12 protein-coding genes are annotated in these 14,664 nt (G+C 69.9%); 6 read left to right on the plus strand and 6 right to left on the minus strand.

The window, feature by feature from the left end; genetic code table 11:
* Positions 1 to 214 precede the first annotated feature (214 nt).
* From fdh to ACIA5C_RS20825, 5 genes are all read left to right on the plus strand, one after another.
* Positions 215 to 3,505 (plus strand): formate dehydrogenase, encoded by a 3,291-nt coding sequence (fdh, locus tag ACIA5C_RS20805; RefSeq protein ID WP_396056899.1) that lies wholly within the window; start codon positions 215 to 217, stop codon positions 3,503 to 3,505.
* Entirely contained in the window at positions 3,498 to 4,490 is a 993-nt protein-coding gene (locus tag ACIA5C_RS20810; protein WP_396056901.1) for a 4Fe-4S dicluster domain-containing protein, read from the plus strand. The genes fdh and ACIA5C_RS20810 overlap by 8 nt, the downstream gene beginning before the upstream one ends.
* Positions 4,487 to 5,548, plus strand: coding sequence for an NrfD/PsrC family molybdoenzyme membrane anchor subunit (nrfD, locus tag ACIA5C_RS20815; protein ID WP_396056903.1), 1,062 nt, complete (start codon positions 4,487 to 4,489; stop codon positions 5,546 to 5,548). Before ACIA5C_RS20810 ends, nrfD begins: the two co-directional genes overlap by 4 nt.
* Positions 5,549 to 5,744: 196 nt before the next feature.
* The gene (locus tag ACIA5C_RS20820) at positions 5,745 to 6,008 is read left to right on the plus strand and encodes an STAS domain-containing protein (protein ID WP_396057676.1); all 264 of its coding nucleotides are present in this window, start codon (positions 5,745 to 5,747) and stop codon (positions 6,006 to 6,008) included.
* 61 nt (positions 6,009 to 6,069) lie between these two features.
* Positions 6,070 to 6,507 carry a PRC-barrel domain-containing protein gene (locus ACIA5C_RS20825; protein ID WP_396056905.1) on the plus strand — a complete coding sequence of 146 codons (438 nt, stop codon included), beginning with the start codon at positions 6,070 to 6,072 and terminating at the stop codon, positions 6,505 to 6,507.
* A 6-nt stretch (positions 6,508 to 6,513) separates the two neighbouring features.
* Here ACIA5C_RS20825 and ACIA5C_RS20830 read toward each other — a convergent pair whose 3' ends face one another.
* Complete coding sequence (locus ACIA5C_RS20830; protein ID WP_396056907.1) at positions 6,514 to 9,744, minus strand: ANTAR domain-containing protein; 3,231 nt, start codon at positions 9,742 to 9,744, stop codon at positions 6,514 to 6,516.
* A gap of 295 nt (positions 9,745 to 10,039) precedes the next feature.
* Between ACIA5C_RS20830 and ACIA5C_RS20835 the strand changes: the two genes are divergently transcribed.
* Positions 10,040 to 10,525: a YetF domain-containing protein gene (locus ACIA5C_RS20835; RefSeq protein ID WP_364095419.1), complete on the plus strand. Its 486-nt coding sequence runs from the start codon at positions 10,040 to 10,042 to the stop codon at positions 10,523 to 10,525.
* 123 nt (positions 10,526 to 10,648) lie between these two features.
* On the opposite strand, the gene ACIA5C_RS20840 is transcribed toward ACIA5C_RS20835, so the two are convergent.
* The 5 genes from ACIA5C_RS20840 to ACIA5C_RS20860 all read right to left on the minus strand — a co-directional run bounded on the left by ACIA5C_RS20840 (position 10,649) and on the right by ACIA5C_RS20860 (position 14,601).
* On the minus strand, positions 10,649 to 11,527 hold the full coding sequence (locus ACIA5C_RS20840; protein WP_364095417.1) for a serine/threonine-protein kinase: 879 nt from the start codon (positions 11,525 to 11,527) through the stop codon (positions 10,649 to 10,651).
* A gap of 151 nt (positions 11,528 to 11,678) precedes the next feature.
* A complete protein-coding gene (locus tag ACIA5C_RS20845; RefSeq protein ID WP_364095414.1) occupies positions 11,679 to 12,236 on the minus strand; it encodes a GerMN domain-containing protein in 558 nt (185 codons plus the stop codon).
* Positions 12,233 to 13,585: a sensor histidine kinase gene (locus ACIA5C_RS20850; protein WP_396056910.1), complete on the minus strand. Its 1,353-nt coding sequence runs from the start codon at positions 13,583 to 13,585 to the stop codon at positions 12,233 to 12,235. The genes ACIA5C_RS20845 and ACIA5C_RS20850 overlap by 4 nt, the downstream gene beginning before the upstream one ends.
* Positions 13,582 to 14,259 carry a response regulator transcription factor gene (locus ACIA5C_RS20855; RefSeq protein ID WP_396056912.1) on the minus strand — a complete coding sequence of 226 codons (678 nt, stop codon included), beginning with the start codon at positions 14,257 to 14,259 and terminating at the stop codon, positions 13,582 to 13,584. Before ACIA5C_RS20855 ends, ACIA5C_RS20850 begins: the two co-directional genes overlap by 4 nt.
* A 153-nt stretch (positions 14,260 to 14,412) precedes the next feature.
* Positions 14,413 to 14,601 (minus strand): hypothetical protein, encoded by a 189-nt coding sequence (locus ACIA5C_RS20860; RefSeq protein WP_364095407.1) that lies wholly within the window; start codon positions 14,599 to 14,601, stop codon positions 14,413 to 14,415.
* Positions 14,602 to 14,664 lie beyond the last annotated feature (63 nt).

Below are 14,664 nucleotides of genomic sequence, written 5' to 3' on the forward strand. Positions count from 1 at the left end.
GGTCGACCGCTGGCATGGCTCGCCGCCGCCTTCCCGCCCGGTGCCGTCTGAAACGCCCCGGCGGGCGCTTTCTTCCCGGTCTCGGTCGTCTCCGTCCGGTCCACGGGGACCGACCGATCACCCCGGGGTCGGCCTCGACGAAAAATCTGACGGGTGACCGGTGTTTGACGGCTGAGCTGCCGGGTAGGTCGCGCCCCGGAACCAGGGGGTGACCATGGGACTGCGAGAGACGTTCCTGCCATGGCCGGTGCTGCGCCAGGCGTTCAGCTCAGTGCGCGGCGGCGATCGATCGGGGCGCGGCGAGGCGGTGCGCTCGCGCGCCACCGACCGGCTCGAACCGCGTACGGAGACGGCCGATCGAGTGGTCGAGAGCGTGTGCCCGTACTGCGCGGTCGGTTGCGGCCAGCTCGTCTACGTCAAGGACGACAAGGTCGCGCAGATCGAGGGTGACCCGGCGTCGCCGGTGAGCCGTGGGCGCCTGTGTCCCAAGGGCGCCGCCTCCAAGCAGCTGGTCACCAATCCGCTGCGCGAGACGAAGGTGTGCTACCGGCGGCCGTACGGCACCGAGTGGGAGGAACTTGACCTCGGCACCGCGATGAGCATGATCGCCGACCGGGTGGTCGCCACTCGCCGGGACACCTTCGTCGAGACCGACGAGCAGGACCGCCGGGTCCGCCGCACGATGGGCATCGCGATGCTCGGCGGGGCGACCCTGGACAACGAGGAGAACTACCTGATCAAGAAGCTCGGCACCGCGCTCGGGGCGGTACAGATCGAGAATCAGGCCCGCATTTGACACTCCTCCACCGTTCCCGGTCTGGGAACCTCGTTCGGTCGCGGCGGCGCGACGACCTTCCAGCAGGACCTGCAGAACGCCGACTGCATCGTCATGCAGGGCTCCAACATGGCCGAGTGCCACCCGGTCGGGTTCCAGTGGGTGATGGAGGCCAAGGCCCGCGGCGCGACGCTGATCCACGTCGACCCGCGGCTGACCCGCACCGGCGCGCTGGCCGACCTGCACGTTCCAATCCGTGCCGGCACGGACATCGCCCTGCTCGGTGGCCTGATCAACTACGTGCTGAGCCGGGGGTTGGAGTTCCGCGAGTACGTGGTCGCCTACACCAACGCGGCCACGATCCTGCGCGAGGACTTCCAGGACACCGAGGACCTCGACGGCCTCTTCTCGGGCTGGCAGGACGACACCAGCAGTTACCAGACCGACTCCTGGCAGTACGAGGGCGTCCGGGTGGCCGGCTCCGCCGGTAAGCGTCAGCAAGGCACCGACCGCTCCCACCAGCGGCACTCGACCGGCCGCGGGCACGAGCACGGCAGCCACGGCGCCTCCCTGGAGGGCCTGCACCAGATCGAGCGCGACGAGACCCTGCAGCATCCGCGCTGCGTCTTCCAGGTACTCAAACGGCACTACAGCCGTTACACCCCGGAGATGGTTGCCCGGGTCTGCGGCATCCCGGAAGAGATCTTCGAGCAGATGGCCCGGGCGATCACCGAGAACTCCAACCGGGACCGCACCACCGCGTGGGCCTACTCGGTCGGCTGGACCCAGCACACGGTCGGCGTCCAATACATCCGGGCGGCTTCCGTGCTGCAGCTACTGCTGGGCAACATCGGCCGGCCCGGCGGCGGCATCCTCGCCCTGCGGGGGCATGCCAGCATCCAGGGCAGCACGGACATCCCGACGCTGTACAACCTGCTGCCGGGATATCTGCCGATGCCGCATCCGGATTCGCACGGCGACCTCGACGAGTACGTCGCCGACGACTCGGGGGAGACCGGCTACTGGGGCAACATGCGGTCGTACGCGGTGAGCCTGCTCAAGGCGTACTGGGGGAACGCGGCCACGGTGGAGAACGACTTCTGCTTCGACTACCTGCCGCGGATCACCGGGGACCACAGCACCTATCAGACGGTGCAGAACCAGCTCGACGGCACGTGCAAGGGCTACTTCCTCAACGGCCAGAACCCCGCAGTGGGCTCGGCCAACGCCAAGGCCCAGCGCCTCGGCATGGCCAACCTCGACTGGCTGGTCGTCCGCGACTTCTCGCTGATCGAGAGCGCGACCTGGTGGAAGGACGGGCCGGAGATCGAGTCGGGCGAGCTGCGGACCGCCGACATCGGCACCGAGGTGTTCTTCCTGCCGGCGGCCGCGCACACCGAGAAGGACGGCAGCTTCACCAACACCCAGCGGATGCTGCAGTGGCACCACAAGGCGGTCGAGCCGCCGGGAGACGCCCGAAGCGATCTGTGGTTCTGGTTCCACCTCGGCCGGCTCATCCGGCAGCGGCTGGCCGCCTCGACCGATCCGATGGACCGCCCGATCCTGGATCTGACCTGGAATTACTCGACGTCCGGCCGGCACGCCGAGCCGAGCGCCGAGGAGGTGCTGCAGGAGATCAACGGCTGGAAGTCCGACGGGTCCTGCCTGTCGTCCTACGAGGAACTGCAGGACGACGGCTCCACGACGTGCGGCTGTTGGATCTACTGCGGCGTCTACTCCGGCGGCGAGAACCAGTCGGCCCGGCGCAAGCCGCACACCGAGCAGAACTGGGTCGCACCGGAGTGGGGCTGGGCCTGGCCGGCCAACCGGCGGCTGCTCTACAACCGGGCGTCGGCCGACCCCGACGGCAACCCTTGGAGCGAGAAGAAGGCGTACGTCTGGTGGAACCCGGACGAGGGTAAGTGGACCGGCCATGACGTGCCCGACTTCCAGCCCACCAAGGCCCCGGACTACCGGCCGCCCGAGGGGGCGAAGCGCCAGGACGCGCTCTCCGGCGTCGACCCGTTCATCATGCAGGCCGACGGGAAGGGCTGGCTCTACGTGCCGGCCGGTCTGACCGACGGACCCTTGCCGGCCCACTACGAACCGCAGGAGTCGCCGGCCCGCAACCTGCTCTACGGCCAGCAGCACAACCCGGCCCGGCAGCTCAACAAGCGTCCGGTCGACCTCTACCAGCCCAGCGGCGACGAGCCGGGCAGCCAGATCTTCCCGTACGCGCTGACCACCTACCGGCTGACCGAGCACCACACCGCGGGCGGCATGAGCCGATGGCTGCCGTACCTGTCCGAGCTACAGCCGGAGATGTTCTGCGAGGTCTCCCCGGAACTGGCGACCGAGGCCGGGCTGGAGCATCTGGGCTGGGCCACCATCGTCACCGCGCGCAGCGCCATCGAGGCCCGGGTGCTGGTCACCGACCGCATGCTCCCGATGCGGGTGGACGACCGGTTGGTCCACCACGTCGGCCTGCCCTACCACTGGGGCGGTAACGGCCTCACGACCGGCGACGGCGCCAACGAACTGACCCACATGAGCCTCGACCCCAACGTCCACATCCAGGAGGCCAAGGCCTTGACGTGCGACATCCGGCCCGGCCGGCGGCCACGCGGCACGGACCGGCTGGAACTGGTGGAGCACTACCGGCGGCGCGCCGGGATCACGACGCAGACCGGAACGGCCAAGCGGACCGCCGAGGAGGGCTCGCATGAGTGACGACCTGCTGGAGGGCTCGACCGGCTACCGCGACGCACCGCCGCGGATGGGCTTCTTCACCGACACCAGCGTCTGCATCGGCTGCAAGGCGTGCGAGGTCGCCTGCAAGGAATGGAACGCGATCCCCGACGACGGCCTGTCCCTGCTCGGCATGTCGTACGACAACACCGGCATGCTGGGCGCCGACACCTGGCGGCACGTCGCGTTCATCGAACAGGACAAACCCCTCGGACGGCAGAACAACGCGGTCGCGGCGATGCCGGCCGGCCCCACGGCCACCCACCACGACGCCGACGTCGTGGCGGCAGGCCTGGGGGAGAGGCACGGCGCCGGACTGGGCACCGACACCGGCGGCACCCGGCCGTCGGCCCAGCCACTCGATGTCCTCGGCGCACCGGTGTCCCCCGACGGGCGTAAGGAACTGCGGTGGCTGATGGCCAGCGACGTCTGCAAGCACTGCACGCACGCCGCCTGCCTGGACGTGTGCCCGACCGGCTCGCTGATGCGTACCGAGTTCGGCACCGTGATCGTGCAGGAGGACATCTGCAACGGCTGCGGCTACTGCGTGCCCGCCTGCCCGTACGGGGTCATCGACCAGCGCAAGGACGACGGCCGGGTGTGGAAGTGCACGCTGTGCTACGACCGGCTCGGCGCCGGGCAGGAACCGGCCTGCGCCAAGGCCTGCCCGACCGACTCGATCCAGTACGGCCCGCTCGAGGAGTTGCGCGAGCGCGCCGCCGAACGCGTGAGCAGCCTGCACGACGCCGGGGTCTCCGAGGCCCGGCTCTACGGCGCCGACCCGGGGGACGGCGTCGGCGGCGCGGGCGCGTTCTTCCTGCTGCTCGACGAGCCCGAGGTCTACGGCTTCCCGCCCGATCCGGTCGTGACCACCAGGGATCTGCCTCGCACGTGGAAGCACACCGCACTTGCGGCGGCCGGGGTTGCGGTGGCCGCCGTAGCGGCGTTCGTAGGGAGCCGGAGATGAGCGAAGTTGGGCGCGACGGGCTGCGCGGTGTGGTTCCGGGACGCCAGGCGCGCGTCGGGGAGCGCGGCGGACGACGGCGACGCGGCGGCGGTGAGGTGGTGCCGCCGGCGGAGTTCCGCTCCTACTACGGCCGTTCGGTCATCAAAGCGCCGACGTGGGAGGCCCGCGACATCGGCGGCTACCTGTTCCTGGGAGGACTGGCCGGCGGATCTGCTCTGCTCGCTGCGGGCGCCGACGTGACCGGGCGTACGGGAATGCGGCGATCGGCGCGAGCCGCGGCAGCCGGCGCGGCCGGTCTGTCGCTCGCGGCCCTGATTCACGACCTCGGACGGCCGGCGCGTTTCGTGCACATGCTGCGGGTGGTCAAACCGACGTCGCCGATGTCGATCGGCACCTGGATCCTCGGTGGCTTCGCTCCCCTGGTCGCCGTCGCGGCAGCCGACGAGGCCCGGGCCCTGCTCCCGGGGCGGATCCGCCCGCTCACCGCGGTGCTCGCCCGCCCGAGCGGCCTCGGCGCGGCCCTGCTCGCGCCGGCGCTCACGACCTACACCGGCGCGCTGATCGCCAACACCGCCGTACCGGTCTGGCACCACGCTCATCGGGAACTGCCGTACCTTTTCGGTGCGAGTTCGCTCGCCGCGGCGGGCGGCTTCGCGGCGGCGACCTGCGCGACCACCGAAGCCGGTCCGGCCCGGCTGACCGGGGTAGCCGGAGCGCTGGCCGAACAGATCATCGACGCCGGGGTCCACAAGCGGCTCGGCATGGTGGCCGAGCCGTTGTCGCAGGGGCGAGCCGGCCGCTATCTAAAAGCCGCCCGCTGGACGACCCGGGCCGGCGCTGCCGTGCTCGCCGTGTCGGCGGTCCGCCGCAACCGCGCCCTGGACGTCGCCGGCGGTCTGGCGCTGACGGCGGGCTCGTTGTTCACCCGGCTCGGCTACTTCCACGCCGGCACGGCGTCGGCGACCGATCCCCGCTACACCGTCGTCCCGCAACGCGAACAGCTCCGAGACGGCCGGGCTGACCCGGCCGATCGCTCCCGCAAAGCCCGGAAGAGCTGACCCCGCGCACTCGCGGCCCGGCCGAGGAGCACCGCTGGCCGATTACCGTGACACGACCGTCGCAAAACTGCGAAAACGTCGCCACATCAGTCTTTCACGCTGGCAGGGATAGCGAGTCGGGACGAGTGACCCCGGAGAGAGGAGTCGACATGACAGCCGAGACCGTCGGCTGGAGCGGATCGGCTTTCGCGCGGCCATCGATTCCGCCGTGGCCTGTCATCCGTACGTCGCCGTCGACCTGACTCATGCCGGAGTCATCGACGCGTTCGGCCTCGGGGTTCTCGTCCGCGCCCGCAACGCCGCCCGTCGGCGAGAAGGCGAACTCGTGCTGGCTGGACCATCCCAGTTCCTGCAGACGGTGCTGCGGACCGTGCGCCTGCACACCGCGTTCCGCACGTTCAACACGGTGCCGCAGGCGACCACCGCGGTAGGGGGCGAGTCGCCCGGAACGGAACGCTGATCCGAACGGCGGCTCGGGCGCTGCGTGCGTACCGCCGCCTGACAACACGAGGAGGAGACCGATGACAGACAAGTCGATGCGGACGCTGGTCCGGCTCCGTGACACCGATCAGACAGTTGCCGATCCCGACCAGGACATCCGGGGCCGGGACGTGTTCGACAGCGGCGGCGAAAAGGTGGGAACCGTCGAGGACCTCCTGATCGATCCGCAGGAGAACGCGGTCCGCATGCTGCGCCTTGAACACGGCGGCATCCTGGGCTTCGGGGCTACCTCGTCGTTCATCCCGGTCGAGGCGGTCAGCGCGGTCGAAGCCGACCGGGTGCGCATCGACCAGTCCCGGGCCCGAATCTCTGATGCACCGCGATACGACCCCGAGCTAGTCGACCAGCCCGACTACTACCTCGGCCTGTACGACTACTACGGTTACGCACCGTACTGGACTGCGACGAGCGCGCCGGCTCCGCACTGGGCGGCGATGCTGGGCCGACCGAAACACTGAGCGGCCTCAGTCGTTCCGGCCGCCGTGCGCCAACCCCTCGTTGTTCATGCGATGAAGAACCGCGCGGACAGCGGTCACGGCCCCCTGCTCATCGACCACCGGCCGGGCAACGAACCGGACGGCGGTGCTGGTGCCATGCCGCTGGACGCGGACTATCAGGTCGACGGCCCTCTTCAAGCGGGTGAGCCGTCGTATCGCATCGGTCACCGCGGTTTCGTCCGGTGCGGCGACGTACCGGTGCAGGGCACCCAGCTTGACCGGCCCGCGAAGCGGATCCCGGCTCAGAAGCTCGTAGACCGCATCCGACCAGACCGCCTCTTTCGCGTTGAGGTCCCATTCCGCCCAGCCGCCGCCCGCGGCCCGTTGGAGCATCCGCAGCCTGCGGTCCAGGCTGTCGCCGTCTTCGGATCGCCAATGGATGAGTACTCCATCGCCGAACTTCGCCGCCCGGCCGCCCATCCGGACCGTGATCGGACCGCGCGGGGTTTCGACGTCGAACTCGGCCGGTCCCCAATCGACCGGCGTACCGCTGGACATCGCGACCCGGTAGGCGTCGCCGATGCCACCGGTGAGGACGTGCGGATAGAGCTCGTGCAGGCGCCGGCCGACGATCTCGTCCGCGGCGCGGCCGGCGATGTCGATCGTCTGCGGACTGCAGTGCTCGAAGCGCCAGTCGACCACGTCACTCGTCGTGTCACGCACAGGGCTCATCAGCGCGAAGCAGGGTGGCAGAGCTTCCAGGATCGCCTGAGCCCAATGTGTGGCGGGGGATACCGCCGGACTGTGCGGAGCCGTGCGGAGCAGCCGGGACAGTTGATGCCCGGCGACCTCCACCATCTCGGCCACCTGGGCCCGGCTGTCCTCGTCGAGGACGATCTCCTCCGGCCACAGCACGGACGCGACTCCGAAGACGCGGCCCGCCTCGCGCAGTGGCAGACAGGCCCGCAGGCGGCCCGGCCCCAGTAACTGGTAGCCGCGCCGGTCGGCCTCCTCACGAGTGATCCACAGCGGACTGTCGGTCGCGACTGCGCGCAGGTAGGCGACGTTGAGCGAGCTCGGTGTGCGACGCCACCGGTCGACCAACGGGATCGGCAGGCCGTACGAACCGACGAGCCGCACGGCGCCGTCGGGTTCCAGCACACCGAACACGACGGCCGCCGCCCCGAGATCGCGGAGCCCGATGGTGCACAGGACCGACGCCAGCTCATCCGCGTCGGCGGCCCGCGCCAGCTCCTTGCGAATCGGTCCGGCCCACTCCGGGACCTCAGCGCCAGGTGCTGTCTCGGCCTCGAGGGCGAGGGCAGGATCGGGCGCCGGGCGGCCCAGATAGGTCTCCGGACAGAAGCCGATGTCGGCCGAGGGCCGATCGACCTGGCCCGCGTCCGCGGCCGGAACCGGTGACCCGACGACCCGAGCAGCCGCTTCCAACAGGGTCAGATTCTGTCGGCGGGCCGTACTTGCCAGACGGTCGAGTGCCGTGTTCAAAGAACAGCTGAGCCGGACGCTCAGGATTCCCTTCGCCTGTTCCACGGTGGCCTGTGTCCGCTGCTCGTACCGGATCCGCTGAAGTTTGCCGACCAGATCCACCAGGATGTCCGAAAGCGCGCCGGCATCCTCGCGTTGCGCCGTCGAAGTGGGCCGGTTGCCCGGTGCCGGCCAGTCGAGCGCCGCCGGGTCAGGCCTGGGCGGTTTCGGCGTACGGGGCACACCGGCCGCCGCGGCGAAGGCGGCGGCGACCGCTGTCAGACGGTCGCGGCCGTCGAGGACGGGTTCGAGTAGGGCGCGTACCGGCGCCGGCCGGTCCGGATCGTCGAGGTGAAACGTCAGTTCCGCGCAAGCGTGCTGGTGGAGGACCCGGTCCACCGCGCCGGCCAGACTGGCCCGTTCATCCGGCCGGGCAAGGTCGGGTAGGCCGGGCAGCGTGACCGGGCTCGGGCAGCCGATCACCGTCGCGTTCTCGGCCGCCCACTCGATCTGTCCGCTCTGCAGGTTCCACTGCGCCCACCCGGCCGGTACGGATTCCTGCACCAGACCGATGAGGTCGTGCAGGCGGCTGCGGGCGTCATGATGCTCCCAGCTGACCAGGATGCCGTCGCCCAGACGGGCGGCCCGGATCCCGATGGTGGTGGCCGCGGTGCGGCCCAGCACGGCCAGCGGTTCCCGCACGGGGCCGTGGGTGAAAGTTCGGCCGGTACGCAGTGCGTCTTCGTATCCGCGCAGGATGTCGCTGCCGATCAGCTGTGGATGCACCTCCAGCAGCCGGCGGCCCACCAGTTGCTCGCCGGTGTGTCCGAGGGCGTCCCGGGCGTGGGGACTGCACATGTCGAAGCACCAGTCCACGATGGAACCCGAGTCGTCGCTGACCGGACGTAACAGGGCGAAGGATCCGGGCAGTCCTTCCAGGACGGCCTGCAACCAGTGCGCCGTCGGCGCGCCGATCGTTGCGGTTTCGTTCTGGCCCAGCCGGACCAGTCGGCGACCGGCCGCGGCGGCGAGAGCGGTCACGAAGGCTCGTGCGGTCATGTCCAAGCCGGGATCACGGGGCCACAGCACCAAGGCGACCCCGAAGACGTCACCGCCTCTCCGCAGCGGTAGGCAGGCCCGGAACTCGTGGTCGCCGAAGACTTCCAGCCCGGCGCGGTCGGCTTCCCGACGGGTGAGCCATAGTGGGCGGCCCTCGGCCACCGCTGCCACGAAGGCCACTCGTACGCTCGAGGGCAGGCGCTGCCAAGCGCTGACCAGGGACCGCGAGATTCCGTACGACCCGACGAGCCGGACGGTCTCGTCAGTCTCCCGGACCGCCAGCATCAGCCCGGTTGCGCCGAGCGGCGGAAGTCCTTCGTTGAGCATGGCCTCGGCCACGCCGTTACCGTCCCCGGCGGCCGCCATGGCGGCGCACGCCAGATGGTACCGAGCGGCGTCTTGATCGGACAGCGGTCCCAAAGAGGCCGAATCCCGATGCTCGACCAGCGGCAGGAGACCGAGCAGGCCCGCGGCCACCTCGGCAACCTTCGTATTTGTCTCCTGGGAGATCCGGGTCAGCTGATCGAACGCCTGTCCGGGTGAACAGCCCAGCCGCCCCATCAGAACGCCTTTGGCCTGTTCGATCACCATCCTCGAGCGTTGCGACCGGCGCAGACCGGCGAGTTCCTGGCTCAGCCTCAGCACATCTCGGGCTGCACCCGGCGTCCCGGCTGAGCGGCCGGAGGAGCGGCGTGCCGGTCGAGATTGCGGCACAACGCCACCCCCGTTCTGCCGTTTGCGTCTTCGGGTGCTTCGCCCATTTCTCAGTGGTCTTGACCCAGTCTGCCGTGCCGGTCACAGCTCGCGAGCAGCGTATCGTCGCCCGATGGCATAGGCGTGAGAAGTGCCCCGCCTCCGATCGATCAAACGAAAGGTTCCCGTTTCGAGACCTCTACGTCGGCGCCGCAGACGACCACCGCCGGACATCTGTTCACAGCCGCCTCGGCGCGACGGTTCGCACCGCCCCGCACGGGTATGCGGACTGCCGGTCGAAGCGAGGAGCTGCCGGATGCACAGCTGGAGCCACGTTCTGTTGGGTGACTGGCGGGAAGCACTCGATGCGGTCGTCAAGGTCGTCGCCTTGTTCCTGACCGCGGCCGTGGCGCTGCGCTTCACCGAACGCCGCACGCTGGCCGAGTTCGCCCCGTTCGACTGGGCCGCGGCCGTCGCCTGCGGTGCGATCATCGGCCGCACCGCCACCGCGCCGGACATCTCCTGGCTGGTCGGAGCCGCCGCTGTCGTCGCTCTGCTGGCGGCCCACTCGGCGGTGTCCTGGGCACGGTTCCTTCCGCTGTTCGCCCGCTGGTTCGACCCGCCGCTGCGGGTACTGATCCAAGACGGCCGGGTGGACCGTCGCCAACTCCGGCGGTGCCGGATGACCGACGCCGACCTGGAGGAGGTTCTGCGACAGCACGGACACGCCGGTCCGGACGATGTCCATCTGGCGGTCTTCGAGACGAAGGGTACGGTCTCCGTCCTCGGCGGTCGCTCCTGACCGGTCCGGGCCGTGAAGCGTCGGCCGGCCGAGTGCAACGCGGCCGGGCAACCCCGTGCGGTGCCTGTGCTGCGAGTCGCCGGAGGAGGAGCTGGCCAACCGGCGAAGGTCCGAGGCCACCGATCACCCCGAAACCGGCAGGAGTCGCCGCGGAACCATTCGGGTTCGAGAGCCGCTCCGGGCAGGCGACGAGGGCGCACAAGCCTGGCGCAGAAGATGAGCGACCCGGCCGGCCGGTGGGCGCTTCTTCGGCTCACGAGCAAGACAGCGGCGGTAGATGGACGACACTTCCGGAGGAACCTCGCACCACTCCGGCAGTCGCGGGGTCGGTGAGCATGCCCGGGCTACCAATACGCTGTCGACGCCGCCGGTCCATGCGGGGCGTCCGGCCAGGCAGGCATGGAGCACGAGCCCGAGAGCGTATACATCGGCCGCCGGACTGACCGGCAGCGCGTGGAACTGCTCGGGCGCGAAGTATGACGGCGTGCCGGGGATGCGCCCGTCGAAGTCGATCGCGCTTGCCCCGGTCGGCGCCGACAACCCGAAATCGACAAGCTTCGCTCCGGCCGCCGACAGCATGATGTTGCTCGGTTTGACGTCGCGATGGACCACATCGTGTTCGTGGGCCGCGGCCAGCGCCGAAGCGACATCGGCGCAGACAGCCGCGGCGTCACGCCACGACATCGGCCCGGCTGTGCCCAGGCGCGTCGTCAGCGTCTCACCTGCAACAAGTTCCATCACGACGAACGGAAGGTAGCGGCCGTCCTGCTCCGCCTCGCCGTAGTCGAAGACCCGGGCGACGTTGGGATGGCTGAGCCGAGCCCCGCTGAGCGCCTCCTGGCGGACCGCGTCGCGGTACCTGTAGCTGTGCGATCGTTCCAGCATGAGAATTTTGACGGCGACGGTCCGTCTGAGCACGGTGTCGACGGCGCGATGCACGACGGCCATACCTCCGCGGGCAAGTTCATCACCGACGGCGTAGCGACCGGCCAGCATCCTCATGGTCCACCTCCACGACGGGTCGGGGGAGAGCCGCGCCGGACGGGCCGTGGGCTCACCACCACGATCCACGTCGGATTCGGCGACGAAGGTGCGGTCATGTGAAGGTAGTACGACGATTCTCCGCGGCTCCGTGGCCGGCGGCGCACTCTGCTCAGGGTTCGATGAGATCGGCGTAGTCGGCGATGGTCAGCGGTTCGGTGGTCAGGGAGCCGTCGCCCTGGGGGACGGTCAGAGGCGCGCCGCCGCGGGTGAAGGAGACCGTGCCGACGTCGGCTCCCTGACTGGTCAGAGTGCAGACGATCTGGCCGTAGGCGAGAACTTCGTCGCTGCGCGCGCCCTGACCGGGGCCGGTGTCGATCTCGATACTCGCCCGTCGCTGGACCAACGTGATCGGGCCGATCGCCATGGTGCTCAGCGCGGTGGCCAGACCGTCCTGCTGCTCGGCGTGGGTGGGCGGGGCTGACAGATCGGAAACCATCTGCTGCGGGCTCCGCGCAACCGCCAGTCGCCTCTGGACGCGGACGAGCTTGCCGTCCCGCACGAGGTAGAGACGCTCGACGACCGGTCCGAAGCCGTCGGGCGCAGGGGTTCCGGAGCGATAGTCGGGGCGGGGGCGGTCGACAGTGCGCGGCATGTCGTCGGCCGGCACACCACAGCCGTCGACGAGCAGGCACGCCAGCAGAGCGGCGGCGACGGTGCGGCGTCTCATGGCGTACGGCACCCGGCGAGCTCGATGCGGAATCGCGCGCCGCCGCCCGGACGATCGAGCACGGTGACTGTGCCCTGATGCGCGGCCGCGTGCTGCGCTACCAATGCGAGCCCGAGTCCGGTTCCCGCTCCATCGCCCCGGGTCCCGGCCGTTCGTCCGCGCACGAACCGATCGAAGATGATCGGCTTGTCCTCGGGCGCCACGCCGGGGCCCTCGTCGTCCACGTCGATGCGGCCGAGGTCGCCGTCGAGTTCCAGCCGCACCGCCGTGGGGCCGCCGCCGTACGCCGTGGCGTTGTCGAGAAGGTTGCCCAGCGCCTGGCGGACCCGGCGGCGGTCGACGCACCAGACAGGATCCCTCGCACTCACCAATTCCTCGGGCAGGCCGCGCCGATGACACTCGGCCCGCGCGAGTTCGCTCACGTCGACCGGCGTCCGCTCGGCCGGCCGGTCACCACGGGCCAGGGTGAGCAGATCGTCCACCAACTGCTGGAAACGGACCACCTCGCCGACCACCAGTCCCGCGGCGGTGGCGCTGCGCTCGTCGAGAGCGTCACGACGCCGGTTCAGCACGCTGGCGGCCGCCGACAAGGTCTGCAGCGGCGACCGCAACTCGTGACTGACGTCGGCCGCGAAGCGGCGGTCGCGTTCCAACCGGGCGGACAGCTCGTCGACCATGTGGTTGAACGACGTCGACAACTGCGCGAGGTCGGGCTCCTGCGCGGGGTCGAGCCGGGCGTCGGAGGCCCCGCTGGCGATATCGCGAGCGGCTTGAGCGACTCGCACCAGGGGTCGCAACACGTATCGGCTCGCATACCAGCCGAGTCCCGCGCCTCCGACGGTGGTGCAGATCGCTACGACGACGAGCACGAGGGTCAGGATGCGTAGCGTGTGGTTGAGCTCCTGGAGAGAATCGATCTCGTAGAAGGCGGTGCCGGGTGCCAGCGGAATGCCCACCAGCAGGTAGGGGATGCCCCTGGAGTAGATGCGCTGGACGGCCGGAGTGGTCGCGGCGACCCGCTTCTGCAAAGCTGCCGATACCGAGCCGGTGACCGCCGAATCGGCGCTACGGGCGTACCACTTGTCGCCCCGCTGCAGCAACGCGCGGCGGGTTTCCCCGGTGTCGAGCGAGCGCAGGACGGCGACGATGTCCGGGTCGGCCGAGGCGGCAATGCCCGCGTGGACCACCGCGGCGTCGTAGTAGGCGGCTCGTACCGCAGTATTCTCTCGTTGCCCGAGCAACGAGTGCCGAGTGATCTGGTAGGAGACGAACGCCATGGTGGCCGACAGCGCGAGCGCGCCGGTGGCGAATCCGGCGATCACCCTGGCCCGGAGACCGGCCCGGATCATCGCTGCAGTTTGTAGCCGAGGCCCCGCACGGTGACCAGATGCCGCGGGGCGCTCGAGTCGTCCTCTATCTTCTGCCGCAGCCGGCCGATGTGGACGTCGACGAGGCGTACGTCGCCACCGTCGTACTCCCAGACCCGTTGCAGCAGCTGATCCCGCGAGAGCACCCGGCCGGCGTGCTCGGCGAGCTCACAGAGAAGCTGGAACTCGGTGCGGGTCACCGCTACCGGCTTGCCGTGCACTCGCACCTCGCCGGCCTCGGGGCAGACCTCGAGGTCACCGAAGCGCAGCACCCGCATCTCGTCCGGCTCGGCCGTGCGGGTGCGCCGGCGTAGCGCCCGGAGCCGGGCGGTCAACTCCTTGACCGCCACCGGCTTGATCAAATAGTCGTCGGCTCCGGCTTCGAGCGCGGTCACGATGTCGTCGGTGTCATCGCGGGCGCTGATCACGACGACGGGTACGTCGTCGGTGCGTCGAAGCTGCCGTATGCACTCGTAACCGTCGATGCCGGGCAACATCAGGTCGACGAGGACGGTGTCGGCCGGCCTGCTCCGCTGAGCCGCCAGGCCCTCCTCGGCGGTGGAGGCGCCGCTGACCGCATATCCCTCCTCCTCGAGTGCGAGGACCAGCGACAGCCGGATCCGATCGTCGTCTTCGATAACCAGCACTGCGGACATGGACACATCCTCGCGCCGCCGGGCGCCGGGCGCGAACTCCGCGGGCCGTCCGAGCGGTTCTGTCATCGGATCGTGCGTGCTGTCATGGAACCGTCATGTGGCGGCGATGAGTCGGCCCGGCCGGAACACCGACGGTTCGGCCGGGACCCTTCGTCAGTTCTTCGGGCGCTGTGTCGGCCCGGCCGGGATGTGCGCTGCGTGGGCGAGACCGTCCAGCGCGGCGATGATCGGCTGGTTGATCCAGTCGAAGTTGGGCACGGCGACCGCCTCGCAGACCTCGTGCAATCGAGTGGCGGAGACGGTGCTGTCGACGTGCGGCATGGTCAGCTTGTGGCCCATCATGGTTGCCCACCTTCTCGGGAACGAGGTCGGCCGGAGCCGACCCGACGGACTCTCGGTACACCC

The sequence above is a fragment of the Actinoplanes sp. NPDC051343 genome (assembly GCF_044455125.1).
GTDB lineage: Bacteria > Actinomycetota > Actinomycetes > Mycobacteriales > Micromonosporaceae > Actinoplanes.

Coding starts and splice junctions, on each gene's coding strand:
- ACIA5C_RS20810 (WP_396056901.1), top strand. CDS start 3,498: ATGAGTGACGACCTGCTGGAGGGCTCGACCGGCTACCGCGACGCACCG.
- nrfD (WP_396056903.1), top strand. CDS start 4,487: ATGAGCGAAGTTGGGCGCGACGGGCTGCGCGGTGTGGTTCCGGGACGC.
- ACIA5C_RS20825 (WP_396056905.1), top strand. CDS start 6,070: ATGACAGACAAGTCGATGCGGACGCTGGTCCGGCTCCGTGACACCGAT.
- ACIA5C_RS20835 (WP_364095419.1), top strand. CDS start 10,040: ATGCACAGCTGGAGCCACGTTCTGTTGGGTGACTGGCGGGAAGCACTC.
- ACIA5C_RS20840 (WP_364095417.1), bottom strand. CDS start 11,527: ATGAGGATGCTGGCCGGTCGCTACGCCGTCGGTGATGAACTTGCCCGC.
- ACIA5C_RS20845 (WP_364095414.1), bottom strand. CDS start 12,236: ATGAGACGCCGCACCGTCGCCGCCGCTCTGCTGGCGTGCCTGCTCGTC.
- ACIA5C_RS20850 (WP_396056910.1), bottom strand. CDS start 13,585: ATGATCCGGGCCGGTCTCCGGGCCAGGGTGATCGCCGGATTCGCCACC.
- ACIA5C_RS20855 (WP_396056912.1), bottom strand. CDS start 14,259: ATGTCCGCAGTGCTGGTTATCGAAGACGACGATCGGATCCGGCTGTCG.
- ACIA5C_RS20860 (WP_364095407.1), bottom strand. CDS start 14,601: ATGATGGGCCACAAGCTGACCATGCCGCACGTCGACAGCACCGTCTCC.